This window comes from Pseudomonas sp. MNR3A (assembly GCF_009650575.1).
Taxonomy (GTDB): Bacteria; Pseudomonadota; Gammaproteobacteria; order Pseudomonadales; family Pseudomonadaceae; genus Aquipseudomonas; species Aquipseudomonas machongensis.
This window is the reverse complement of the sequence record NZ_VZZS01000010.1, coordinates 44,457-64,166: the sequence shown is the minus strand read 5'-3', so window position 1 is coordinate 64,166 and position 19,710 is coordinate 44,457. Positions and strand designations below refer to the sequence as shown.

The window sequence follows — 19,710 nt, the reverse complement described above, 5'->3', positions numbered from 1 at the left end:
AGCACGAAGATTAAGAAAACGCTGGAGCGCGGACTGTAAGGCTAGTCCGAGAGGAAGCGCCGTCAATGCACACTGGCCTGTGAGATCCGAAGCCCATTGCAGACCCGGATCGCTCACAGGTCGCCTTAGCCGTGATAGCCCGCCGAGAACTCGTGCACGGCGTTGATGAACACACCGGCATGTTCCGGGTCCACCTCCGGCGTGATGCCATGGCCCAGGTTGAACACATGGCCGCTGCCCTTGCCGTAGCTGGCCAGGATCCGCTGCACTTCGTTGCGGATCGCCTCTGGCTTGGCGTACAGCACGGTCGGGTCCATGTTGCCCTGCAGCGCAACCTTGTCACCGACGCGACGACGGGCGTCGCCGATCTCGCAGGTCCAGTCCAGGCCCAGTGCGTCGGCACCGGCCTCGGCGATGCTTTCCAGCCACAGGCCGCCATTCTTGGTGAACAGGATGACCGGCACCTTGCGCCCTTCATGCTCGCGAATCAGACCGCTGACGATCTTGCGCATGTAGGCCAGGGAGAATTCCTGATAGGCCGCTGCCGACAGTGCACCGCCCCAGGTATCGAAGATCTGCACCGCCTGGGCGCCGGCCTTGATCTGGCCATTGAGGTAGCTGGTGACCGATTGTGCCAGCTTGTCGAGCAGCAGGTGCATGGCCTCGGGCTGGTCGTACAGCATCGCTTTGGTCTTGCGGAAGTCTTTCGACGAGCCGCCCTCGACCATGTAGGTCGCCAAGGTCCAGGGGCTGCCGGAGAAGCCGATCAGTGGCACGCGCCCATTGAGCTCACGGCGGATGGTGCTGACTGCATCCATCACGTAGCCCAGGTCCTTGTGCGGATCGGGAATCGGCAGCGCCTCGATATCGGCCAGGGTGCTGACGACCTTCTTGAAACGTGGGCCTTCGCCCGTCTCGAAGTACAGGCCCTGCCCCATGGCATCGGGGATGGTGAGGATGTCGGAGAAGAGGATTGCGGCGTCGAGCGGGTAGCGGTCCAGCGGCTGGAGCGTCACCTCACAGGCGAACTGCGGGTTCATGCACAGGCTCATGAAGTCGCCGGCATTGGCGCGGCTGGCGCGGTACTCCGGCAGGTAGCGGCCGGCCTGGCGCATCATCCAGACCGGGGTCACGTCTACGGGTTGCTTGAGCAGTGCACGCAGGAAACGATCGTTCTTCAGGGCAGTCATGTCGGCATCCAGCAAAAAAGTGCGGGCATTTTCTCAGACGCCAGCGCAAAAGGCACGGCCAGGGCCATGCGTTTTGTCTATCGGGTGCCGTGGATCAAGGATTTTTGTATACAAAATGCATCGCGGGGCAAGTCGGAACGGCGGTTCGACGCTCCGACCTGCCCCGCGAATAGCCAGGATCAGACTTCGAGGTAGTCCAGGATCCCTTCAGCAGCGGTACGCCCTTCGAAGATCGCCGTCACCACCAGGTCAGACCCGCGCACCATGTCGCCACCGGCGAAGACTTTCGGGTTGCTGGTCTGGTGCTTGAACTTGCCCTTCTCAGGAGCCACCACGCGGCCCTGGCTGTCCATCTGGATACCATGCTGTTCGAACCATGGCGCCGGGCTCGGGCGGAAGCCGAAGGCGATCACCACGGCATCGGCCGGCAGGATCTCTTCGGAGCCCGGGATCGGCTCGGGGCTGCGGCGGCCACGGGCGTCTGGCTCACCGAGACGGGTCTCGACCACCTTGACGCCTTCCACCTTGTCCTCGCCGACAATGGCGATGGGCTGGCGGTTGTAGAGGAACTTCACGCCCTCTTCCTTGGCGTTCTTCACCTCTTTGCGCGAGCCAGGCATGTTGGCTTCGTCGCGACGATAGGCGCAGGTCACAGCCTTGGCGCCCTGGCGGATGGAGGTGCGGTTGCAGTCCATCGCGGTGTCGCCACCGCCCAGCACCACGACCTTCTTGCCCAGCATGTCGATGAAGTCTTCCGGCGACTTCTCGAAGCCCAGGTTGCGATTGACGTTGGCGATCAGGAAGTCCAAAGCATCGTGCACACCCGGCAGGTCTTCACCCGGGAAACCGCCTTTCATGTAGGTGTAGGTGCCCATGCCCATGAACACTGCATCGTACTCGGCGAGCAGTTGTTCCATGGTGATGTCCTTGCCCACCTCGGTGTTCAGGCGGAACTCGATGCCCATGCCGGTGAAGACTTCGCGGCGATTGCTCAGCACGGTCTTTTCCAGCTTGAACTCGGGGATGCCGAAGGTCAGCAGGCCACCGATCTCGGGGTTCTTGTCGAACACGACCGGCGTTACACCGGCACGCACCAGCACGTCGGCGCAGCCCAGGCCCGCAGGGCCGGCACCGATGATCGCAACGCGCTTGCCGGTCGGCTTGACCTTGGACATGTCCGGGCGCCAGCCCATGGCGAAGGCGGTGTCGGTGATGTACTTCTCCACCGAGCCGATGGTCACTGCGCCGAACCCATCGTTCAGGGTACAGGCACCCTCGCACAGACGGTCCTGCGGGCATACGCGGCCGCACACTTCCGGCAGGGTGTTGGTCTGGTGCGACAGCTCCGCTGCCGCCAGGATGTTGCCTTCGGACACCAGCTTCAACCAGTTGGGGATGAAGTTGTGTACCGGGCATTTCCACTCGCAATAGGGGTTGCCGCAGCCCAGGCAGCGGTGTGCCTGCTCCACGGACTGCTGCGGCTTGAAGGGTTCGTAGATCTCGACGAACTCCTTCTTGCGCTGGCGCAGCAGCTTTTTCTTCGGGTCCTTGCGGCCCACTTCGATGAACTGGAAGTCGTTGCTCAGACGTTCAGCCATTTTTCAAAACCTCTCAACAGCAGCTGCAAGCTACACGCTGCAAGCCGCAAGACGATCACTTAAGCCGGGCGAACCGTACGCTGCCTCTACGTGCAGCGTGCAGCTCGCCACTTGCAGCTGCTCTTACTGCGGGTTGGCACGGGTGCTGGACAACAGTTGCTTCAGATTGGCCGCCTTCGGCTTCACCAGCCAGAAGCGCCGCACATAGTCGTCCAGGTTCTCGGAGAGCTCACGCCCCCACTCGCTGCCGGTTTCTTCCACGTACTCGCCCAGGACGCGCGCCAGGTGGCTGCGGTAGGCCTCCATCGCCTCACCACTGATACGCTGGATTTCCACCAGCTCGTGGTTGAGTTTGTCGAAGAAGGTGTTGTCCATGTCGAGCACATAGGCGAAGCCGCCCGTCATGCCAGAACCGAAGTTGTAACCGGTCTTGCCCAGGACGCAGACAAAGCCGCCGGTCATGTATTCACAGCAGTGATCACCGGTGCCCTCGACCACAGCGTGGGCGCCGGAGTTACGCACAGCGAAACGCTCGCCCGCGGTACCGGCGGCGAACAGCTTGCCGCCAGTGGCGCCGTACAGGCAGGTGTTGCCGACGATGGCGCTGTGCTGGGTTTCGAACGGACTACCGGCTGGCGGCACGATGGTGATCTTGCCACCGGTCATGCCCTTGCCGACGTAGTCGTTGGCGTCACCTTCCAGGTGCAGGTTCAGGCCACCGGCATTCCATACGCCGAAGCTCTGCCCCGCCGTCCCCTTGAAGCGGAAGGTGATCGGGTTAGCCGCCATGCCCTGGTTGCCATGCAGGCGGGCGATCTCGCCAGAGATACGCGCACCGATGGAACGATCGCAGTTGCAGATGTCGAGGGCGAACTCGCCACCGGCCTGGTCGCGGATCGCCGGCAAGGCCATCTCGACCATCTTCTCGGCCATCTCGCCCTTGTCGAACGGCGGGTTCTTGTCGACTTCGCAGAATTGCGGCTTGTCGGCCGGAATGTGCGAGCTACCCAGCAGCGGCGTGAGGTCCAGGTGGTGCTGGCGCTCGGTGTCGCCCGGCAGCACTTCGAGCAGGTCGGTACGACCGATCAGCTCGCCGAGGCTGCGTACGCCCAGCTTGGCCAACCACTCGCGGGTCTCTTCAGCGACGAAGGTGAAGAAGTTGATCACCATGTCGACAGTGCCGATGTAGTGGTCCTTGCGCAGCTTGTCGTTCTGGGTGGCGACGCCCGTGGCACAGTTGTTCAGGTGGCAGATGCGCAGGTACTTGCAGCCCAGGGCGATCATCGGCGCGGTACCGAAGCCGAAGCTCTCGGCGCCGAGGATCGCGGCCTTGATCACGTCCAGGCCGGTTTTCAGGCCACCGTCAGTCTGCACCCGCACCTTGCCGCGCAGGTCGTTGCCACGCAGGGTCTGGTGGGTTTCAGCCAGGCCCAGTTCCCACGGGGCGCCAGCGTACTTGATCGAGGTCAGCGGCGAGGCGCCGGTGCCACCGTCGTAGCCGGAGATGGTGATCAGGTCGGCATAGGCCTTGGCCACACCGGCAGCGATCGTGCCGACACCGGCTTCGGCCACCAGCTTGACCGACACCAGCGCCTGCGGGTTGACCTGCTTGAGGTCGTAGATCAGCTGCGCCAGGTCTTCGATCGAATAGATGTCGTGGTGCGGTGGCGGCGAGATCAGGGTCACGCCCGGCACCGCGTAGCGCAGCTTGGCGATCAGGCCGTTGACCTTGCCGCCTGGCAACTGGCCGCCCTCGCCGGGCTTGGCGCCTTGGGCCACCTTGATCTGCAGCACTTCGGCGTTGACCAGGTATTCCGGGGTCACACCAAAGCGGCCGGTGGCCACCTGCTTGATCTTCGAGCTCTTGAGGGTGCCATAGCGGGCCGGGTCTTCGCCGCCCTCACCGGAGTTGGAGCGCGCGCCCAGGCGGTTCATCGCCTCGGCCAACGCTTCGTGGGCCTCCGGCGACAGCGCGCCCAGGGAGATACCAGCGGAGTCGAAGCGCTTGAGGATCGCGTCCAGCGGCTCGACCTGATCCAGTGCCAGGGCCTGATCGGCCACCTTGACCTTGAGCAGGTCGCGGATCATCGACACCGGACGCTGATCGACCAGCGTCGTGTATTCCTTGAACTTGGCGTAGTCGCCCTGCTGCACTGCAGCCTGCAGGGTGTTGACCACGTCCGGGTTGTAAGCGTGGTATTCACCGCCGTGGACAAACTTGAGCAGGCCGCCCTGCTGGATCGGCTTGCGCGCGCTCCAGGCTTCGGCCGCAAGCAGCTTCTGGTCGCTCTCCAGGTCTTCGAAACGCGCACCCTTGATACGACTGGACACGCCCTTGAAGCTCAGGCCGACCACTTCGTCCGACAGGCCTATGGCCTCGAACAGCTGCGCGCCGCGGTAGGACGTGATGGTGGAGATACCCATCTTCGACAGGATCTTCAGCAGGCCCTTGGAGATGCCTTTGCGGTAGTACTTGAACACTTCATCCAGATCGCCCAGCACTTCGCCGGTGCGGATCAGGTCGGCCAGCACTTCGTACGCCAGGTACGGGTAGACCGCCGAGGCGCCGAAGCCCAGCAGCACGGCGAAGTGGTGCGGGTCGCGGGCGGTGGCGGTTTCCACCAGGATGTTGCTGTCGCAGCGCAGGCCCTGCTCGGTCAGGCGGTGATGCACTGCACCAACGGCCAGCGAAGCATGTACCGGCAGTTTGCCCGGGGCGATGAAGCGGTCGCTCAGCACCAACTGGGTCTTGCCGCTGCGCACCGCTTCTTCGGCCTGGTCGGCGATGTTGCGAATGGCCGCTTCAAGGCCGACATCCTGCTCGTAGTTGAGGTCGATCAGGTGACGGTCGAAGCCTTCGCGCTCCAGGGCCATCAGCGAGCGCCACTTGGCAGGCGAGATCACCGGCGAGCTGAGGATCACTCGGGAGGCGTGCTCAGGGGATTCCTGGAAGATATTGCGCTCGGCGCCCAGGCAGATTTCCAGGGACATCACGATGGCTTCGCGCAGCGGGTCGATCGGTGGGTTGGTCACCTGGGCGAACTGCTGGCGGAAGAAGTCGTACGGCGAGCGCACACGCTGCGAAAGCACGGCCATCGGCGTGTCGTCGCCCATCGAGCCGACCGCTTCCTGGCCTTGTTCGCCGAGCGGGCGCAGCACCTGGTCACGCTCCTCGAAGGTGACCTGGAACATCTTCATGTACTGCTTGAGCTGGTCGGCATCGTAGCTGGCCACGCCCTGGTCGTCGGTCAGCGTCGCCTGGATACGGGTGGCATGCTGACGCAGCCAGCGCTTGTAGGGGTGGCGCGACTTGAGACGGTTGTCGATGGCGTCGGTGTCGAGGATCTGACCGGTCTCGGTGTCCACGGCAAAGATCTGGCCCGGGCCAACACGGCCCTTGGCGATGACGTCCTCGGGCTTGTAGTTCCACACGCCGATTTCCGAGGCGAGGGTGATGTAGCCGTTCTTGGTGGTCACCCAGCGCGCCGGACGCAGGCCGTTGCGGTCGAGCAGGCACACGGCGTGGCGGCCTTCGGTCATGACGATACCGGCCGGGCCGTCCCACGGCTCCATGTGCATGGAGTTGTACTCGTAGAAGGCGCGCAGGTCGGCGTCCATGGTCTCGACGTTCTGCCAGGCTGGCGGCACGAGCATGCGCACGCCACGGAACAGGTCGATGCCGCCGGTGACCATCAACTCGAGCATGTTGTCCATGCTGGAGGAGTCGGAGCCGACACGGTTGACCAGCGGACCGAGTTCTTCCAGATCGGGGATCAGGTCGTTGGCGAACTTGGTGCGACGGGCCATGGCCCAGTTGCGGTTGCCGGTGATGGTATTGATCTCGCCGTTGTGGGCGAGGAAGCGGAATGGCTGCGCCAGCGGCCATTTTGGCAGGGTGTTGGTGGAGAAGCGCTGGTGGAAGACACAAATGGCGGTCTGCAGGCGCTCATCGCCCAGGTCCGGATAGAAGGCGGTGAGATCCGCCGGCATCATCAGGCCTTTGTAGATGATGGTCTTGTGCGAGAAGCTGCAGATGTAGTGGTCGGCGTCGTGGGCGTTGGCCACGGACGAACGGCGACGGGCACTGAACAGCTTGATGGCGAATTCCTGGTCGGTGAGACCTTCACCACCGATGAACACCTGCTCGATCTGCGGCAGGCGCTCGAGGGCCAGGCGACCGAGCACGCTGGTATCGATCGGCACTTTGCGCCAGCCGACCAATTGCAGGCCGGCAGCGAGGATCTCGCGGTCCATGTTGGCGCGCGCAGCCTCGGCTTTTACCGGGTCTTGATTGAAGAACACCATGCCGACGGCGTACTGCTTGGGCAGCTCGGCGGCGAAGTGCTCCAGGGCCACGGCACGCAGGAACTGATCGGGCTTCTGCATCAGCAGGCCGCAACCGTCACCGGTCTTGCCATCTGCGTTGATCCCACCACGGTGGGTCATGCAGGTCAGGGCCTCGACGGCAGTTTGCAGAAGGTGGTGACTCGGCTCGCCCGTCATGTGGGCGATCAGGCCAAAACCACAGTTATCCTTGAACTCTTCGGGATGGTACAGACCTGTTTTCATAGACACTTTCTCACCAGGTTCGCCTCTCAACCAAGGCAAATCTCTTTTTAGTACAACCACTTACCATCCACGCCGATCGAATGCCAGCTTTTTTGCGGTGGGTATAGGGAAACCATTGTTGCACAGCGACAGGGAAGCTCACAAATTTTCACGACGAATCGTTGAAAGTTTATGTCGCATTTTTGAATGTTTTTGCGTCATGCGCCGTGGTAACGGCTTGAGCAGAGTCTGAAGCGTTTCAGCCGTGACTGCAACAGAAGGCTTGTGGCCGGCAGTCTGGGACAGAAAAGCCTGCCGCGCATCAGCACAGCAGGCTTTGTCGAGTCCGGGATTCGCTCAGCAACTGGGCGGCGGGGGTAGTGCCGCCCGGAAGGATCAGCGGGCCGTGGCCAGCTCTTGTTGAACGCTGCCGACGGTACGAGGCCAAGGTTTACCAGCCTGGACCTTCGCTGGCAAGTTCTTGATTGCCGCAGCTGCGGCATCGCGGCTGCTGAAGTTGCCGTAGGTCACCACATACAGCGGCTTGCCCTGCAGGGTTTTCTTGAAGTAGCGATAGTCGCCACCCTGTTCCCTGACGAACGATTGGGCAGCGGATTCATTGCTGGTACCGAACACCTGAACCACATAGTTGCCCGGCTTCTGGCCGCTGTACCAGCCGCTGTTGCCTGCGCCACCGGCGGCGGGTTTTTCGGCAGGCTTGGCAGCGGGCTTGGCGGTCGCCACCTGGGTCGGGGCCGGCGCTGGTTTGGCGGCAGGCGCAACCGGCTTGACCGGCTGGGTTGCGACAGGTTTCTGCACAGGCGCAACCGGCTGGGCCGGAGCGGGTGCAGGACCGGCGGCGACACCTTGGGGCGGCGCAGTCGTGGTGACGGTGGGAGGAACGGCAGCAGAGGGCGCTGAAGGCTGCAGTGCAGTATCACCGGCAGGGCCCGCCTCGTCGCCATCTCCCATGCCTGCAGCCTGGGCCAGCGGCTCACGCATGACCGGCTGCGACTGCCCTACCAGCGGCAGTGGCATGGGCTGCGAAGAACCGGAGAATTCGACGGTCGGTCCGCCATTGCCCGACTGTCCCAGTGGCAACTGGGCCTGGGCCGCAGGTGCTTCGGTCGGTGCCTTGTCCCCTTTCTTGGGCATCAGGACCGCGGCCGCGACAGCGACCACAACGACAGCGGACAACGCGAGCACATGTTTCTTAGGCATTTTGAACCCCATGGATGGTCGCTTTTCCGTACTGCGGGTAGCGATCATGGCTTCGATCAAGGTATCGCGGGCAACCTGGTTGATGTTTCCTGGCCAGCCGTCGGAGTTTTCGTGGATATCGGCGATCTGCTCGGCGCTGAATACTTCAAGGCCCCGGCCAGCACCTTCCAGGCGCTGCTCCAGATACTCACGAGTCTCTTCTTCGCTGTAGGGGGCGAGCTCGATGATGTGGAAGCGCTCTTCCTCGACACTGAGTTCGTCCAGCCCGGCAATCAGCGAAGGTTCACCGAACAGGAACACATGCGGGCGCCCTTCCGGAACGCCTGCCGCCAGCTCCAGCAACGCTTGGAGTGCCGACTCGTCGAGTTGTTCCGCATCGTCCACCAGCAGATAGACTTCCTGCCCGGTCAACGCCAGCTGGACGACCTGGGAAAGGATTGCCTGCACTTCCGGCTGGGCGACGTTCAACGCCTGGGCTACTTGGCCCAGCACGCTGGCAGCATCGCTTGCGCCGCGCGCGGAAACGACCACGCTCTGCACCGACTGCTTGTTGGTGCTGGCCACCAGGGCCTGGCGCAGCAGGGTCTTGCCGCTGCCAAGCGGGCCGGTTACCACCAGCATCAGGTGGCTGTAACGCGCCAGGTGATGCAGTTGGCCCAGCACCGGCTTGCGCTGGGCAGGGAAGAACTTGAATCCGGGCACCCGAGGTGCGAACGGATCGTGACTCAACTGGTAGTGATCGAGGAACGCCTCATCGGCATGCAAACTGGTCATTGCGCTGTCACAACCTCAAAGCTGCGCCACGATCGCGCGATAATCCGCTGCAAGCGTGGCCTGAAGAATCTCTTTCGGATAGTCGTCGGTGATCACGGCCTCGCCCATCTGGCGCAACAGCACCAGGCGCAGGCGTCCGTCGAGCACCTTCTTGTCGACCGCCATATGTTCCATGAAATGCGCCGGGGTCATTTGCTGTGGAGGCACCACCGGCAAGCCTGCATCCTGCAGCAGGCGAATTCCGCGATCACGCGCCGACTGGTCGATCCAGCCCAGACGCATGGACATCTCCAGGGCCATGACGGTCCCGGCAGCGACGGCCTCGCCATGCAACCATACCCCGTAACCCATGTGGGTTTCGATGGCATGACCGAAGGTGTGGCCGAGGTTCAGGGTGGCGCGCACGCCAGACTCGCGCTCGTCGGCACCGACCACGGCCGCCTTCGCCGCGCAGGAGCGGCGGATGGCTTCGGTCAGAGCCACGGAATCGAGCCCGCGCAGGGCTGCCATGTTGTCTTCCAGCCAGCCGAGGAATGGCTCGTCGCAGATCAGGCCGTACTTGATCACTTCGGCGAGGCCCGCCGACAACTCGCGGGCTGGCAGGGTGCGCAGGCTGGTGGTGTCGATCAGCACCGCGTTGGGCTGATAGAAGGCACCGACCATGTTCTTGCCCAGTGGGTGATTGATGCCGGTCTTGCCACCAACGGACGAATCCACCTGGGACAGCAGCGTGGTCGGCACCTGGATGAAGTCGACGCCGCGCTGGTAGCAGGCCGCGGCAAAGCCGGCCATGTCGCCGATCACCCCGCCGCCCAGCGCGACCACAGTGGTGCGCCGATCATGGCGGGCCGTGAGCAGGGCATCGAAAATCAGCTGGAGGGTTTCCCAGTTCTTGTGGGCTTCGCCGTCAGGCAGCACCACCGGCAGCACCGACCAGGCGCCGAGTGTCTTGCTCAACCGCTCGAGATACAGGGGCGCGACGGTTTCGTTGGAGACGATGGCGACCTGCCGCCCGGCAATGTGCGGCGCCAGCAGCTCGGGCTGGTCCAGCAGGCCCTCGCCAATGTAGATCGGATAGCTACGTTCGCCCAGATCGACCTTCAATGTCTGCATGTATCCCCACAATGTGCTTTGGCGCGGCCTTGCCTGAGCGGCCAGCGCGGTAACGTTCAACGTCGCCCCGGCGTTGGTCGCCGAGGATAGTCCCGGCTCAGCGGGGCGGCAACTGCTGCAAACGCTCGAGAATATCGAGCACTACCATGCGCGGCGGCCGTTCGTCGGTTTCCACCACGAGGTCGGCGATTTCGCGATAGAGCGGGTCGCGCGTTTCCAGCAACGCACGCAGCGTGGCTTCCGGGTTGGCGGTCCGCAGCAGTGGACGGTTGCGATCACGTGCAGTACGGCCGACCTGCTGTTCCACCGAGGCATGCAGGTAGATGACACGCCCGCCCCTGTGCAACGCCTGGCGATTGGCCTCGCGCATCACTGCGCCGCCACCTGTTGCGACAACCACGCCGTCGAGCTCGCAGAGTTCGGCAATCATCGCCTGCTCACGATCACGGAAGCCCGGCTCGCCTTCCTTGTCGAAGATCCACGGGATGTTGGCGCCGGTTCGCAGCTCGATTTCCTTGTCGGAATCCTTGAACAGCAGGCGCAGCTCTTTGGCCAAAAGGCGCCCGATGGTGCTCTTACCGGCGCCCATGGGCCCTACAAGTATCAAATTTCGCACAGAATCAACGACTCACAGCAATCGCCCGGTCACTCATGATACGCGGAGTCAGGAAGACCAGCAGCTCAGATTTTTTCTCTTGTAATACATCGCGTCGAAACAGCCGTCCAACATACGGCAGATCGCCAAGAAATGGCACCTTGTCCACTCCATTGTTATGCGACGTCGAGTACACGCCACCAATCACAATCGTCTCGCCATCGGCCACGCGCACCTTGGCATTGACCTCGTTCTTGCGGATCGGTGGCACGTCGTTGAGGGCATTGACGTAGTCTGGCTCGTCCTTGGTCACCCGCACCGCCATGATGACCTTGCCATCCGGGGTGATCTGCGGCGTGACCTCCAGTGACAGCGATGCCTCGCGGAAAGCCACCGAGGTGGCGCCGCTCTTGCTCGACTGCTGGTACGGCACTTCGGTGCCCTTGAGAATACGCGCGGTTTCCTTGTCGGCAGTGACCACCTTGGGCTGGGAGATGACCTCGCCATTGCCGCTTTTCTCCATGGCACTGAGCTCCAGATCAAGCAGCACATCGCCGCGCACCACCCCTACGCCCACGCCAGAGGTCGCCCCCTGCGCGCCAAGATCGACAAACAGCTCACTGCCTGACCGCGCTGGCATACCGCCCAGCTTTGCACCCCAGCGAATGCCGAGCACATTCTCGTAATCGACGTTGGCCTCGACGATCCGGGCCTCGATCATCACCTGGCGCACCGGCACATCCAGATCCGCAACCAGTTGCCGCAACTCAGCCAGGCGCGCGGCCGACTGGGTGGCGATCAGGGTGTTGGTCCGCGAATCCACGCTCAAACTGCCGCGCCCTGCCGCAGGTTCGTCATCCGCGAGGCTCTCCAACAATAGTTTCGCCAGGTCGGACGCATCGGCATGATGAATCGGCAGCAACTCCCGATGCAGCGGCTGCAACTGCGCCTCGAGCGCCTGGTCGACGCGCGCCTCGCGCGACTGCTCGGCGAGCTCTGCGGCGGGGGCGACCAACAGCACATTGCCCTCCTCACGCTTGGCCAGCCCGCGGCTGCGCAACACCAGCTCCAATGCCTGATCCCAGGGCACTTCGTGCAGCCGCAGGGTGATATTGCCCTGAACCGTGTCACTGGCCACCAGGTTGATGCCGGTATAATCGGCGAGCACCTGCAGCACTGCACGAACCTCGACGTCCTGGAAATTCAGCGAAAGCGGCTCACCTTTGTACAGGGGCTCCGCCATTGCCCGTAGCGTCAGCAGCATCGCCACGACGCCGATCAGCAGTCTTTTCACGTTCGCTCCTTGCGCCTGCGGGCCGGCTCAACGTCAGGTAGCTTGAGCGCTCTTGCCACTCGCCACCGTTGAACAGCCGCTCCCTGATCTCGACCTGATCCTGGTCGACCTTTATGACTTCACCCTCTTCACGCCCCAGGCGCTCCCCCTTGGCAACCCGGTAAACACGCCCGGCCCAGCGCACCAGCGCCTGGGATTGCCCCGCGCGGGACAGGCTGCCCACCATCTCCAACTGCTCCAGTGGCACCCCCGCCAACCCCTCCGTATGCCGACGCGACGACCAGGCTGCAAATGGGTCCAGCGCGGGCGTCCGACCGATGGGCCGAGCGGGCTCATCGGCCAGCGAAGCCGGCATTGGCAGCGCCTCGCCGGCATGAAATGCCTGCACCCACACATGAAGCTGCAGCAACCCCGGCCGTTCTGTTGCAGGCTCCAACTGCAAACGGATCACCCGCAGCAGGCGCAACTGGCCCAGCCACTCGTCCAGCCAGGGTCGCAGGGCGGCATAGCGCCCACTCACCTGCATCTGCAAGGGCACCTGGCGGTAACCCGGCCCCTCGACGTCCTCCTCCACGTCGAGGCGCTCGAAGACCAGGCCGTAGGTGCGCCCCGACACGGCCAACTGGTCGAGCAGATCGCTCATGCCCTCGCCGCCCGACAATCGCCAACGCGCATCCCGCAGCCGCTTCGCCTCGCTCGCCAGCGCCACCTCGGCGTCATCCAGCGCCAGAACCTGTTGCTCCCGCGCCTGCAACAGCTTCCGCTGCTCGACTTCGCTCGCCACGCCTTGACGATAGGCTGCGCGCACCTCCTGCAGACGGAACTGATAGCCGCAGGCAAGCACCAGCGACACACCAATGACTACAACCGCGCCCCTGTACATACGCGAGCGCCCCGCCATCTCGTGCCAGACGAGCATCTCAGCGATACGCATGTTCAGGAGGCCACCACCCGGGCCACGAGTGAGAACGCATCGCCACCGGCCCGCGCCAAGACGTGCTTGAGTTCAAGGTCCAGGAGTATCGGCGAGCGCTGCAGGTCGCGCATGAACTGGGCCAGCACCGCAGGAGAAACCGCTAGGCCATTGATCTGCAGCCGGTCGTCCTGCACGTCCAGGCGGGTCAGTTGCATCCCATGCGGCATCGCCAGTTCGATCTCGATCAACAGCTGCGGTACTCCTTGCTGCGAGGAGCGCAGCGCACCGAGCGCATCGACCTGCCTACCCAGGCCCGCGCGCGCCTCACGCAGTTGCTCGAGGCGTGCTACTTGCCCATCCAGCAACCGGAGCTGTTGCTGACGCTGCAAACCGGCAGCGGCTTGCTGCTTCAGGCGCAGATGGGCGAACCGATCAACCAGCATGACCACGACAAACGCTGCGAACAGACTGCCCAGAAACACCAGTCTGAAGTTGCGCAGCTCCACCAGACGCTGGCGCTCACGCCATGGCAGCAGGTTCAGGCGCAGGCTCATTGCGTACCTCCCAGGGCGAGGCCGAGGGGCAGGACCATGGCGCCGCAGCGGTCTGGCAGCGAAGCCGCATGAACACCCTGCGGACAAACCCGCTCACAGGGGAATCCGAAATGCCGCGCCAGCGACCGCACGCAAGCGTCCGTCGCCGCCCCGCCGCCGACCATCAACCCTGCGCTCAGCTCGAACGGAGGATCCCCCTCCAGCAAGCTCTCGAGATGCGCCAGAAACTCGGTCGGACCCACGCCAAGCTCGATCCTCTGCGCCTTTCGCCAAGGCAGGGGTCCATCGGGCCAGACATGCAGGGTCAGGCTGTCGGCCTCGACCTGCAGCAGCGGCCGGCAGCTGTCGGTGGCCTGCAAGCGACGCAGCGCCAGACTGTCCACCTCGACGGCAACCACCTCCAGGCCTGCCGCCTCGAACGGCTGCAACCGCGGCGCCAGGACGCTCTGGCGAGCGGCCCCGACCAGCACATCGAGCATGTGGGGTGCCTGCTGGGAAATGCCCAGCACCTGAAAGTCCAGGGCCAGATCGTCAATCGGGAAAGGGAAAAGGCGCTCGGCATCGGCAAGCAGATGCGCTTCTCGTTCAGGCTCCGCCAGTGCGGCGGGCAACTGGCCCACCTTGCAGATCACCTGCGAGCCCGGCACCGCCAACGCAACCCGTCGAGACCGGCTGCCACAACGGCGCCACGCCTGACGCAGGGCCATGGCCTGCACTTCGGTATCGCCACCACCCCGCAAAGCCCCCCGGATTGGCTCGACCACCCAGGCAGCCACCTCATGGCGCCCTCGTCGCCGCTGCAACTCAAGAATCCTCACGGAATCGGAGGCAATTTCCACCCCCAATACTGAACCGGCATCCCTGCCAAAGCGTCCAAGCATCGCTGCTCCTTATCATGACCGTGGCAAACCCTTGCCATCCGGGGCGATTGCGCCCATTGCCCCGACCGACCGATGACCCGGCGGGGCGAAAATGCTTATAATGCCCAGCGTTTTTTCCCGTCCGCCGGGCCTGCGTGCACTCCACTTCTCAACCTGGACACCCAAAAGCCTTGATACGTCTGCTGAAGTTCTTCTGGTGGTCTTTCGTCGCCGTCATCTGCGCGCTCGTGCTCGGTCTGAGTGGTGCGTTTCTGTATCTTAGTCCCAGCCTGCCTTCGGTCGACTCGCTCAGAAGCATCCAGTTGCAGATCCCCCTGAGGGTGTACAGCAGCGACGGCAAACTGATTGCCGAGTTTGGCGAAATGCGCCGCTCGCCAATCCGTTTTGCGGAAATTCCCCCACAGTTCATCCAGGCGCTTCTGTCAGCCGAAGACGACAATTTCCTCAATCACTACGGGGTCGACCCGAGCAGCCTGATGCGCGCTGCGACCCAACTTGTGAAGTCTGGTCATATCCAGACCGGCGGCAGCACCATCACCATGCAGGTGGCGAAGAACTTCTTCCTCACCAGCGAGCGCAGCTTCTCGCGCAAGACCAACGAGATCCTCCTGGCGCTGCAGATCGAACGTGAGCTGACCAAGGACGAGATCCTCGAGCTGTACGTCAACAAGATCTACCTGGGCAACCGCGCCTACGGCATCGATGCCGCCGCGCAGGTGTACTACGGCAAGTCGATCCGTGATGTCAGCCTGGCGCAGATGGCGATGATCGCCGGCCTGCCCAAAGCCCCTTCGCGCTTCAATCCGCTGGCCAACCCGGTGCGCGCCAAGGAGCGCCGCGACTGGATCCTCGGCCGCATGTACAAGCTCGGCAAGATCGATGAGGCAAGCTACCAGGCCGCCCTCGCCGAGCCGCTGAACGCCAGCTATCACGTACCGACACCTGAGGTGAATGCGCCATTCGTCGCCGAAATGGCCCGCGCCGAGATGGTCGGACGCTACGGCAGCGATGCCTATACCGAAGGTTTCCGGGTCACCACGACCGTGCCCAGCGACACGCAGGAGATCGCGAACAAGGCAGTTCTCAACGGCCTCTCCCAATACGACGAGCGCCATGGCTACCGCGGCCCCGAAGCGCGCTTCCCGGGCAAGACCCGCACCGCCTGGCAGCAGGAACTGGGCAAGCAACGCACCCTCGGCGGCCTGGAACCGGCCATCGTCACCCAGGTGGACAAGACCGGCCTGAAAGTCATGACGCGCGGCGGCCAGGACGAAGACGTGGCCTGGGACACCATGAAGTGGGCCCGTCCGTTCATCAACAGCAATGCCCAGGGGCGCGCGCCTCAGTCGCCGGCCGATGTCGCGCAGATCGGCGACCTGGTGCGCCTGCAACGCCTGGACGACGGCAAGCTCAAGTTCAGCCAGGTGCCGAGCGCCCAGAGCGCACTGGTCACGCTTGATCCGAACAGCGGCGCAATCCGCGCCCTGGTCGGTGGATTCTCGTTCGAGCAGAGCAACTACAACCGCGCCATGCAGGCCAAACGCCAGCCAGGCTCCAGCTTCAAGCCCTTCGTCTATAGCGCCGCACTGGACAACGGCTACACCGCCGCCAGCCTGGTCAACGACGCACCGATCGTGTTCGTCGACGAATACCTCGACAAGGTCTGGCGTCCGAAAAACGACACCAACACCTTCCTCGGTCCGATCCGCATGCGTGAGGCGCTGTACAAGTCGCGCAACCTGGTCTCGATCCGCCTGCTCCAGGCGATGGGGGTCGACCGCACCATCGACTACATTGCCAAGTTCGGCTTCAACAAGCAGGACCTGCCGCGCAACCTGTCGCTGGCACTGGGTACCGCAACGCTCACCCCGATGGAAATCGCCACCGGCTGGAGCACCTTTGCCAACGGCGGGTACAAGATCAACCCCTACCTGATCGAGCGCGTCGAAAGCCGCAACGGCGAAACCCTGTTCACCGCCAACCCGGCGCGCGTTCCCCAGGGCAATCAGGACCAGGCCGGAATCGCCGCGCCCGAAGAGCCGATCACCACGCTCCCACAACCGGGCACCGCACCTTCGGCACTGGGCCAGATCGCCCCGCCGCCGCAAACGCCGGCCATTGCCGAGCGCATCGTCGATGGCCGTACCACCTACATCCTGACCAGCATGCTGCAGGATGTGATCAAGCGTGGTACTGGCCGTCGCGCCCTGGCCCTGGGCCGCAGCGACATCGCGGGCAAGACCGGTACCACCAACGAATCCAAGGATGCCTGGTTCTCCGGCTACAACGCCGACTACGTGACCACAGTCTGGGTCGGTTTCGACCAGCCTGAAACACTTGGTCGCCGAGAATATGGCGGCACCGTTGCACTGCCGATCTGGATGGACTTCATGGGCCCGGCACTCAAGGGCAAGCCTGAACACGCACCGGCAGAGCCAGAGGGCATCCTCAGCCTGCGCGTGGATCCGGTCAGCGGTCGCGCGGCGACGCCAAGCACGCCGAACGCCTACTTCGAGCTGTTCAAGGCCGAGGATTCACCACCATCGGTAGACGAGCTGGGCAACGGCTCAGCACCAGGCAGCCCGCTGCCGGCCGATGAGGCGGCGCCGATGGATCTGTTCTGAGTAGCGATCTGATCCTGTAGCAGCGGCCTTGTGTCGCTTCTACAGGTGGAGCGGTCATCTGTAGAGCAACGGCCAACAAAAAGCCCCGACTCTTGCGAGCCGGGGCTTTTTCATGTCGCTACAACGGATCAGCCGTTGAACACGTCATCCACGCTCTTGAGCGGGTAGTGCTTCGGATACGGCAGGGTCGCCACACCGGATTCGATGGCGGCCTTGGCCACGGCATCGGAAACGACGGTGATCAGGCGAGCGTCCAGCGGCTTCGGAATGATGTACTCACGGCCGAACTCCAGACCTTCAACACCGTAGGCCTCGCACACTTCCTTCGGAACCGGCAGCTTGGCCAGGTCTTTCAGGGCGATAGCGGCGGCAATCTTCATCTCTTCGTTGATGCGCTTGGCGCGAACGTCCAGGGCACCACGGAAGATGAAGGGGAAGCCCAGAACGTTGTTGACCTGGTTCGGGTAGTCGGAACGACCGGTGGCCATTATCACATCGCTGCGGGTGGCGTGGGCCAGCTCTGGAGCGATTTCCGGATCCGGGTTCGAGCAGGCGAACACGATCGGGTTGGCAGCCATCGACTTCAGGCCTTCCGGGCTCAGCAGGTTCGGGCCGGACAGGCCAACGAACACGTCAGCGCCTTCCAGCGCATCAGCCAGGGTGCGCTTGTCGGTGGCGTGAGCGAACTGCGCCTTGTACTGGTTCAGGTCGTCGCGGCCAGCGTGGATGACGCCGCTGCGGTCGATCATATAGATGTTCTCGACCTTGGCGCCCATGCTGACCAACAGCTTCATGCAGGAGATGGCGGCAGCGCCGGCACCCAGGCAGACGATCTTGGCGTCTTCGAGCTTCTTGCCTGCGATTTCCAGGGCGTTGATCATGCCGGCGGCCGTCACGATGGCGGTGCCGTGCTGGTCATCGTGGAAGACCGGAATGTCGCACTGTTCGATCAGGGTACGCTCGATCTCGAAGCACTCAGGTGCCTTGATGTCTTCGAGGTTGATGCCACCGAAGGTGATGGAGATGCGGCGAACGGTGTCGATGAAGGCCTGTGGGCTTTCCGACTCGACTTCGATGTCGAACACGTCGATACCGGCGAAACGCTTGAACAGAACACCCTTGCCTTCCATGACTGGCTTGGAGGCCAGCGGGCCGAGGTCACCCAGGCCGAGGATGGCGGTACCGTCGGAGATCACAGCGACCAGGTTACCCTTGCCGGTGTATTTGTAGGCCAGCTCTGGATCACGGCCAATTTCGCGTACCGGCTCGGCGACGCCTGGGCTGTAGGCCAGGGCAAGGTCACGGGCGGTGGCGGTTGGCTTGGAGAGTTCGACGCTCAGTTTCCCCGGGCGAGGTTGAGCGTGATATTCGAGAGCGGCGGTTTTCAAGTCTGACATGGTGGGCATTCCGCTTGTTTACTGTTCTGACGGACCGCCGAGGATACGCAAAGAGCCGGGAGGCGACAAGACTGCCCGGTCACATGTGTCAAGGCCCTTGGCCTACGACTTTACGCTACAACCCGCGGGGCTTACGGCCTTGAGTGTGTACAATCCAAACCAATAATGTCTACAACTATTTTTTCACCGAAACCTGCTCCAACATGCTCGGATCGCTCAGCGGCAACAGCCAGCGTCGCTGCCCAGGCTTGAGCCCGCCCTTGCGGGAACGGTCCAGCACCCAGCCGCGCGCCTCGACCTGACGCCCCTTGAGATTATCGAAGAAACCGTCGGGGAAGGCGCGTTGCAGACGAGCGGGAACCTGCAGCACCACAGCCTCGTCAAGCTCCAGCCAGACGCCTCCTCGATTGCGATCGATCGCGCTCACCCTGCCGCCGATCACAGCGAACCCGGATTGCCTCAGGCGCCCCGCTGCGATGACCGGCGACTGCCGCCAGAGCCCGAGCCTACCTGTGCGTGCGGCCTGTTCGGCCTGTTGCTGGCAACCAACCAGACGCACGTTGGGTGCCACCGCAACGCGATAGGCCAAGCCTTCACTGAGCAACCGTGCCTCAAGATTGTCGCCATTGCGGCCATAGATGTGCGCCAAGGTGCGCCCGTACTTGTCCCTGGGTTCCACACCCGGCACCAGCCCCACCCGGCCATCACTGGCCTGCACCAGTGCCTCCAGCCGCCGCCTGGCCGCCTCGGCATAGGGCTCGCTGGTGCGACCTTTGCGCCCGATCTCGGGCGCATTGATACCAATCAGCCGCACGCTGCGGCCATCCCCCAGACGCACGGTATCGCCATCGACGACCTGACGCACCGTCACTGGCTGCACGGCCTCGGGCACCGGGCAGAAGGCCTGCGCGGGAACATGCCAGATTGCGCCCACAAAAAAGGCGCCCACGAGGGGCGCCTTCTTTTGCAGCAATGCGAAACCCGAAGGGCTCGCCGTGCGCATGA

13 protein-coding genes are annotated in these 19,710 nt (G+C 63.5%); 1 reads left to right on the top strand and 12 read right to left on the bottom strand.

Annotated elements, in window-relative coordinates:
* Nucleotides 1-125 precede the first annotated feature (125 nt).
* The 10 genes from hemE to pilM all read right to left on the bottom strand — a co-directional run bounded on the left by hemE (nucleotide 126) and on the right by pilM (nucleotide 14,684).
* On the bottom strand, nucleotides 126-1,190 hold the full coding sequence (hemE, locus tag F6X62_RS09190; protein ID WP_153773290.1) for a uroporphyrinogen decarboxylase: 1,065 nt from the start codon (nucleotides 1,188-1,190) through the stop codon (nucleotides 126-128).
* A 179-nt stretch (nucleotides 1,191-1,369) separates the two neighbouring features.
* The gene (locus F6X62_RS09185; protein ID WP_153773289.1) at nucleotides 1,370-2,788 is read right to left on the bottom strand and encodes an FAD-dependent oxidoreductase; all 1,419 of its coding nucleotides are present in this window, start codon (nucleotides 2,786-2,788) and stop codon (nucleotides 1,370-1,372) included.
* A 123-nt stretch (nucleotides 2,789-2,911) separates the two neighbouring features.
* The gene (gene gltB, locus F6X62_RS09180; protein ID WP_054891193.1) at nucleotides 2,912-7,357 is read right to left on the bottom strand and encodes a glutamate synthase large subunit; all 4,446 of its coding nucleotides are present in this window, start codon (nucleotides 7,355-7,357) and stop codon (nucleotides 2,912-2,914) included.
* 375 nt (nucleotides 7,358-7,732) lie between these two features.
* On the bottom strand, nucleotides 7,733-9,331 hold the full coding sequence (locus tag F6X62_RS09175; protein WP_065863946.1) for an AAA family ATPase: 1,599 nt from the start codon (nucleotides 9,329-9,331) through the stop codon (nucleotides 7,733-7,735).
* Between the two features lie 15 nt (nucleotides 9,332-9,346).
* Nucleotides 9,347-10,444, bottom strand: a complete 1,098-nt coding sequence (aroB, locus tag F6X62_RS09170) for a 3-dehydroquinate synthase (RefSeq protein WP_153773288.1) — start codon at nucleotides 10,442-10,444, stop codon at nucleotides 9,347-9,349.
* Nucleotides 10,445-10,541: 97 nt separating this feature from the next.
* Nucleotides 10,542-11,060, bottom strand: a complete 519-nt coding sequence (gene aroK / locus F6X62_RS09165; protein WP_063541601.1) for a shikimate kinase AroK — start codon at nucleotides 11,058-11,060, stop codon at nucleotides 10,542-10,544.
* 4 nt (nucleotides 11,061-11,064) lie between these two features.
* The gene (locus F6X62_RS09160; protein WP_153773325.1) at nucleotides 11,065-12,303 is read right to left on the bottom strand and encodes a type IV pilus secretin PilQ; all 1,239 of its coding nucleotides are present in this window, start codon (nucleotides 12,301-12,303) and stop codon (nucleotides 11,065-11,067) included.
* Nucleotides 12,257-13,267, bottom strand: a complete 1,011-nt coding sequence (locus tag F6X62_RS09155; RefSeq protein ID WP_153773287.1) for a pilus assembly protein PilP — start codon at nucleotides 13,265-13,267, stop codon at nucleotides 12,257-12,259. Before F6X62_RS09155 ends, F6X62_RS09160 begins: the two co-directional genes overlap by 47 nt.
* Nucleotides 13,268-13,269: 2 nt before the next feature.
* Entirely contained in the window at nucleotides 13,270-13,803 is a 534-nt protein-coding gene (locus F6X62_RS09150; protein ID WP_153773286.1) for a PilN domain-containing protein, read from the bottom strand.
* Nucleotides 13,800-14,684, bottom strand: a complete 885-nt coding sequence (gene pilM / locus F6X62_RS09145) for a type IV pilus biogenesis protein PilM (protein WP_153773285.1) — start codon at nucleotides 14,682-14,684, stop codon at nucleotides 13,800-13,802. The genes F6X62_RS09150 and pilM overlap by 4 nt, the downstream gene beginning before the upstream one ends.
* Nucleotides 14,685-14,857: 173 nt before the next feature.
* Between pilM and F6X62_RS09140 the strand changes: the two genes are divergently transcribed.
* Nucleotides 14,858-17,308, top strand: coding sequence for a penicillin-binding protein 1A (locus F6X62_RS09140; RefSeq protein WP_371926279.1), 2,451 nt, complete (start codon nucleotides 14,858-14,860; stop codon nucleotides 17,306-17,308).
* A 128-nt stretch (nucleotides 17,309-17,436) separates the two neighbouring features.
* On the opposite strand, the gene F6X62_RS09135 is transcribed toward F6X62_RS09140, so the two are convergent.
* Both F6X62_RS09135 and F6X62_RS09130 read right to left on the bottom strand, forming a co-directional pair.
* Nucleotides 17,437-18,705 (bottom strand): malic enzyme-like NAD(P)-binding protein, encoded by a 1,269-nt coding sequence (locus tag F6X62_RS09135; RefSeq protein ID WP_054891184.1) that lies wholly within the window; start codon nucleotides 18,703-18,705, stop codon nucleotides 17,437-17,439.
* Nucleotides 18,706-18,880: 175 nt separating this feature from the next.
* Complete coding sequence (locus tag F6X62_RS09130; protein ID WP_153773283.1) at nucleotides 18,881-19,708, bottom strand: thermonuclease family protein; 828 nt, start codon at nucleotides 19,706-19,708, stop codon at nucleotides 18,881-18,883.
* Nucleotides 19,709-19,710 lie beyond the last annotated feature (2 nt).

Coding starts and splice junctions, on each gene's coding strand:
- F6X62_RS09175 (WP_065863946.1), bottom strand. CDS start 9,331: ATGACCAGTTTGCATGCCGATGAGGCGTTCCTCGATCACTACCAGTTG.
- F6X62_RS09130 (WP_153773283.1), bottom strand. CDS start 19,708: ATGCGCACGGCGAGCCCTTCGGGTTTCGCATTGCTGCAAAAGAAGGCG.
- F6X62_RS09135 (WP_054891184.1), bottom strand. CDS start 18,705: ATGTCAGACTTGAAAACCGCCGCTCTCGAATATCACGCTCAACCTCGC.
- F6X62_RS09160 (WP_153773325.1), bottom strand. CDS start 12,303: ATGCTGCTGACGCTACGGGCAATGGCGGAGCCCCTGTACAAAGGTGAG.
- F6X62_RS09150 (WP_153773286.1), bottom strand. CDS start 13,803: ATGAGCCTGCGCCTGAACCTGCTGCCATGGCGTGAGCGCCAGCGTCTG.
- gltB (WP_054891193.1), bottom strand. CDS start 7,357: ATGAAAACAGGTCTGTACCATCCCGAAGAGTTCAAGGATAACTGTGGT.
- F6X62_RS09155 (WP_153773287.1), bottom strand. CDS start 13,267: ATGCGTATCGCTGAGATGCTCGTCTGGCACGAGATGGCGGGGCGCTCG.
- aroB (WP_153773288.1), bottom strand. CDS start 10,444: ATGCAGACATTGAAGGTCGATCTGGGCGAACGTAGCTATCCGATCTAC.
- F6X62_RS09185 (WP_153773289.1), bottom strand. CDS start 2,788: ATGGCTGAACGTCTGAGCAACGACTTCCAGTTCATCGAAGTGGGCCGC.
- pilM (WP_153773285.1), bottom strand. CDS start 14,684: ATGCTTGGACGCTTTGGCAGGGATGCCGGTTCAGTATTGGGGGTGGAA.
- hemE (WP_153773290.1), bottom strand. CDS start 1,190: ATGACTGCCCTGAAGAACGATCGTTTCCTGCGTGCACTGCTCAAGCAA.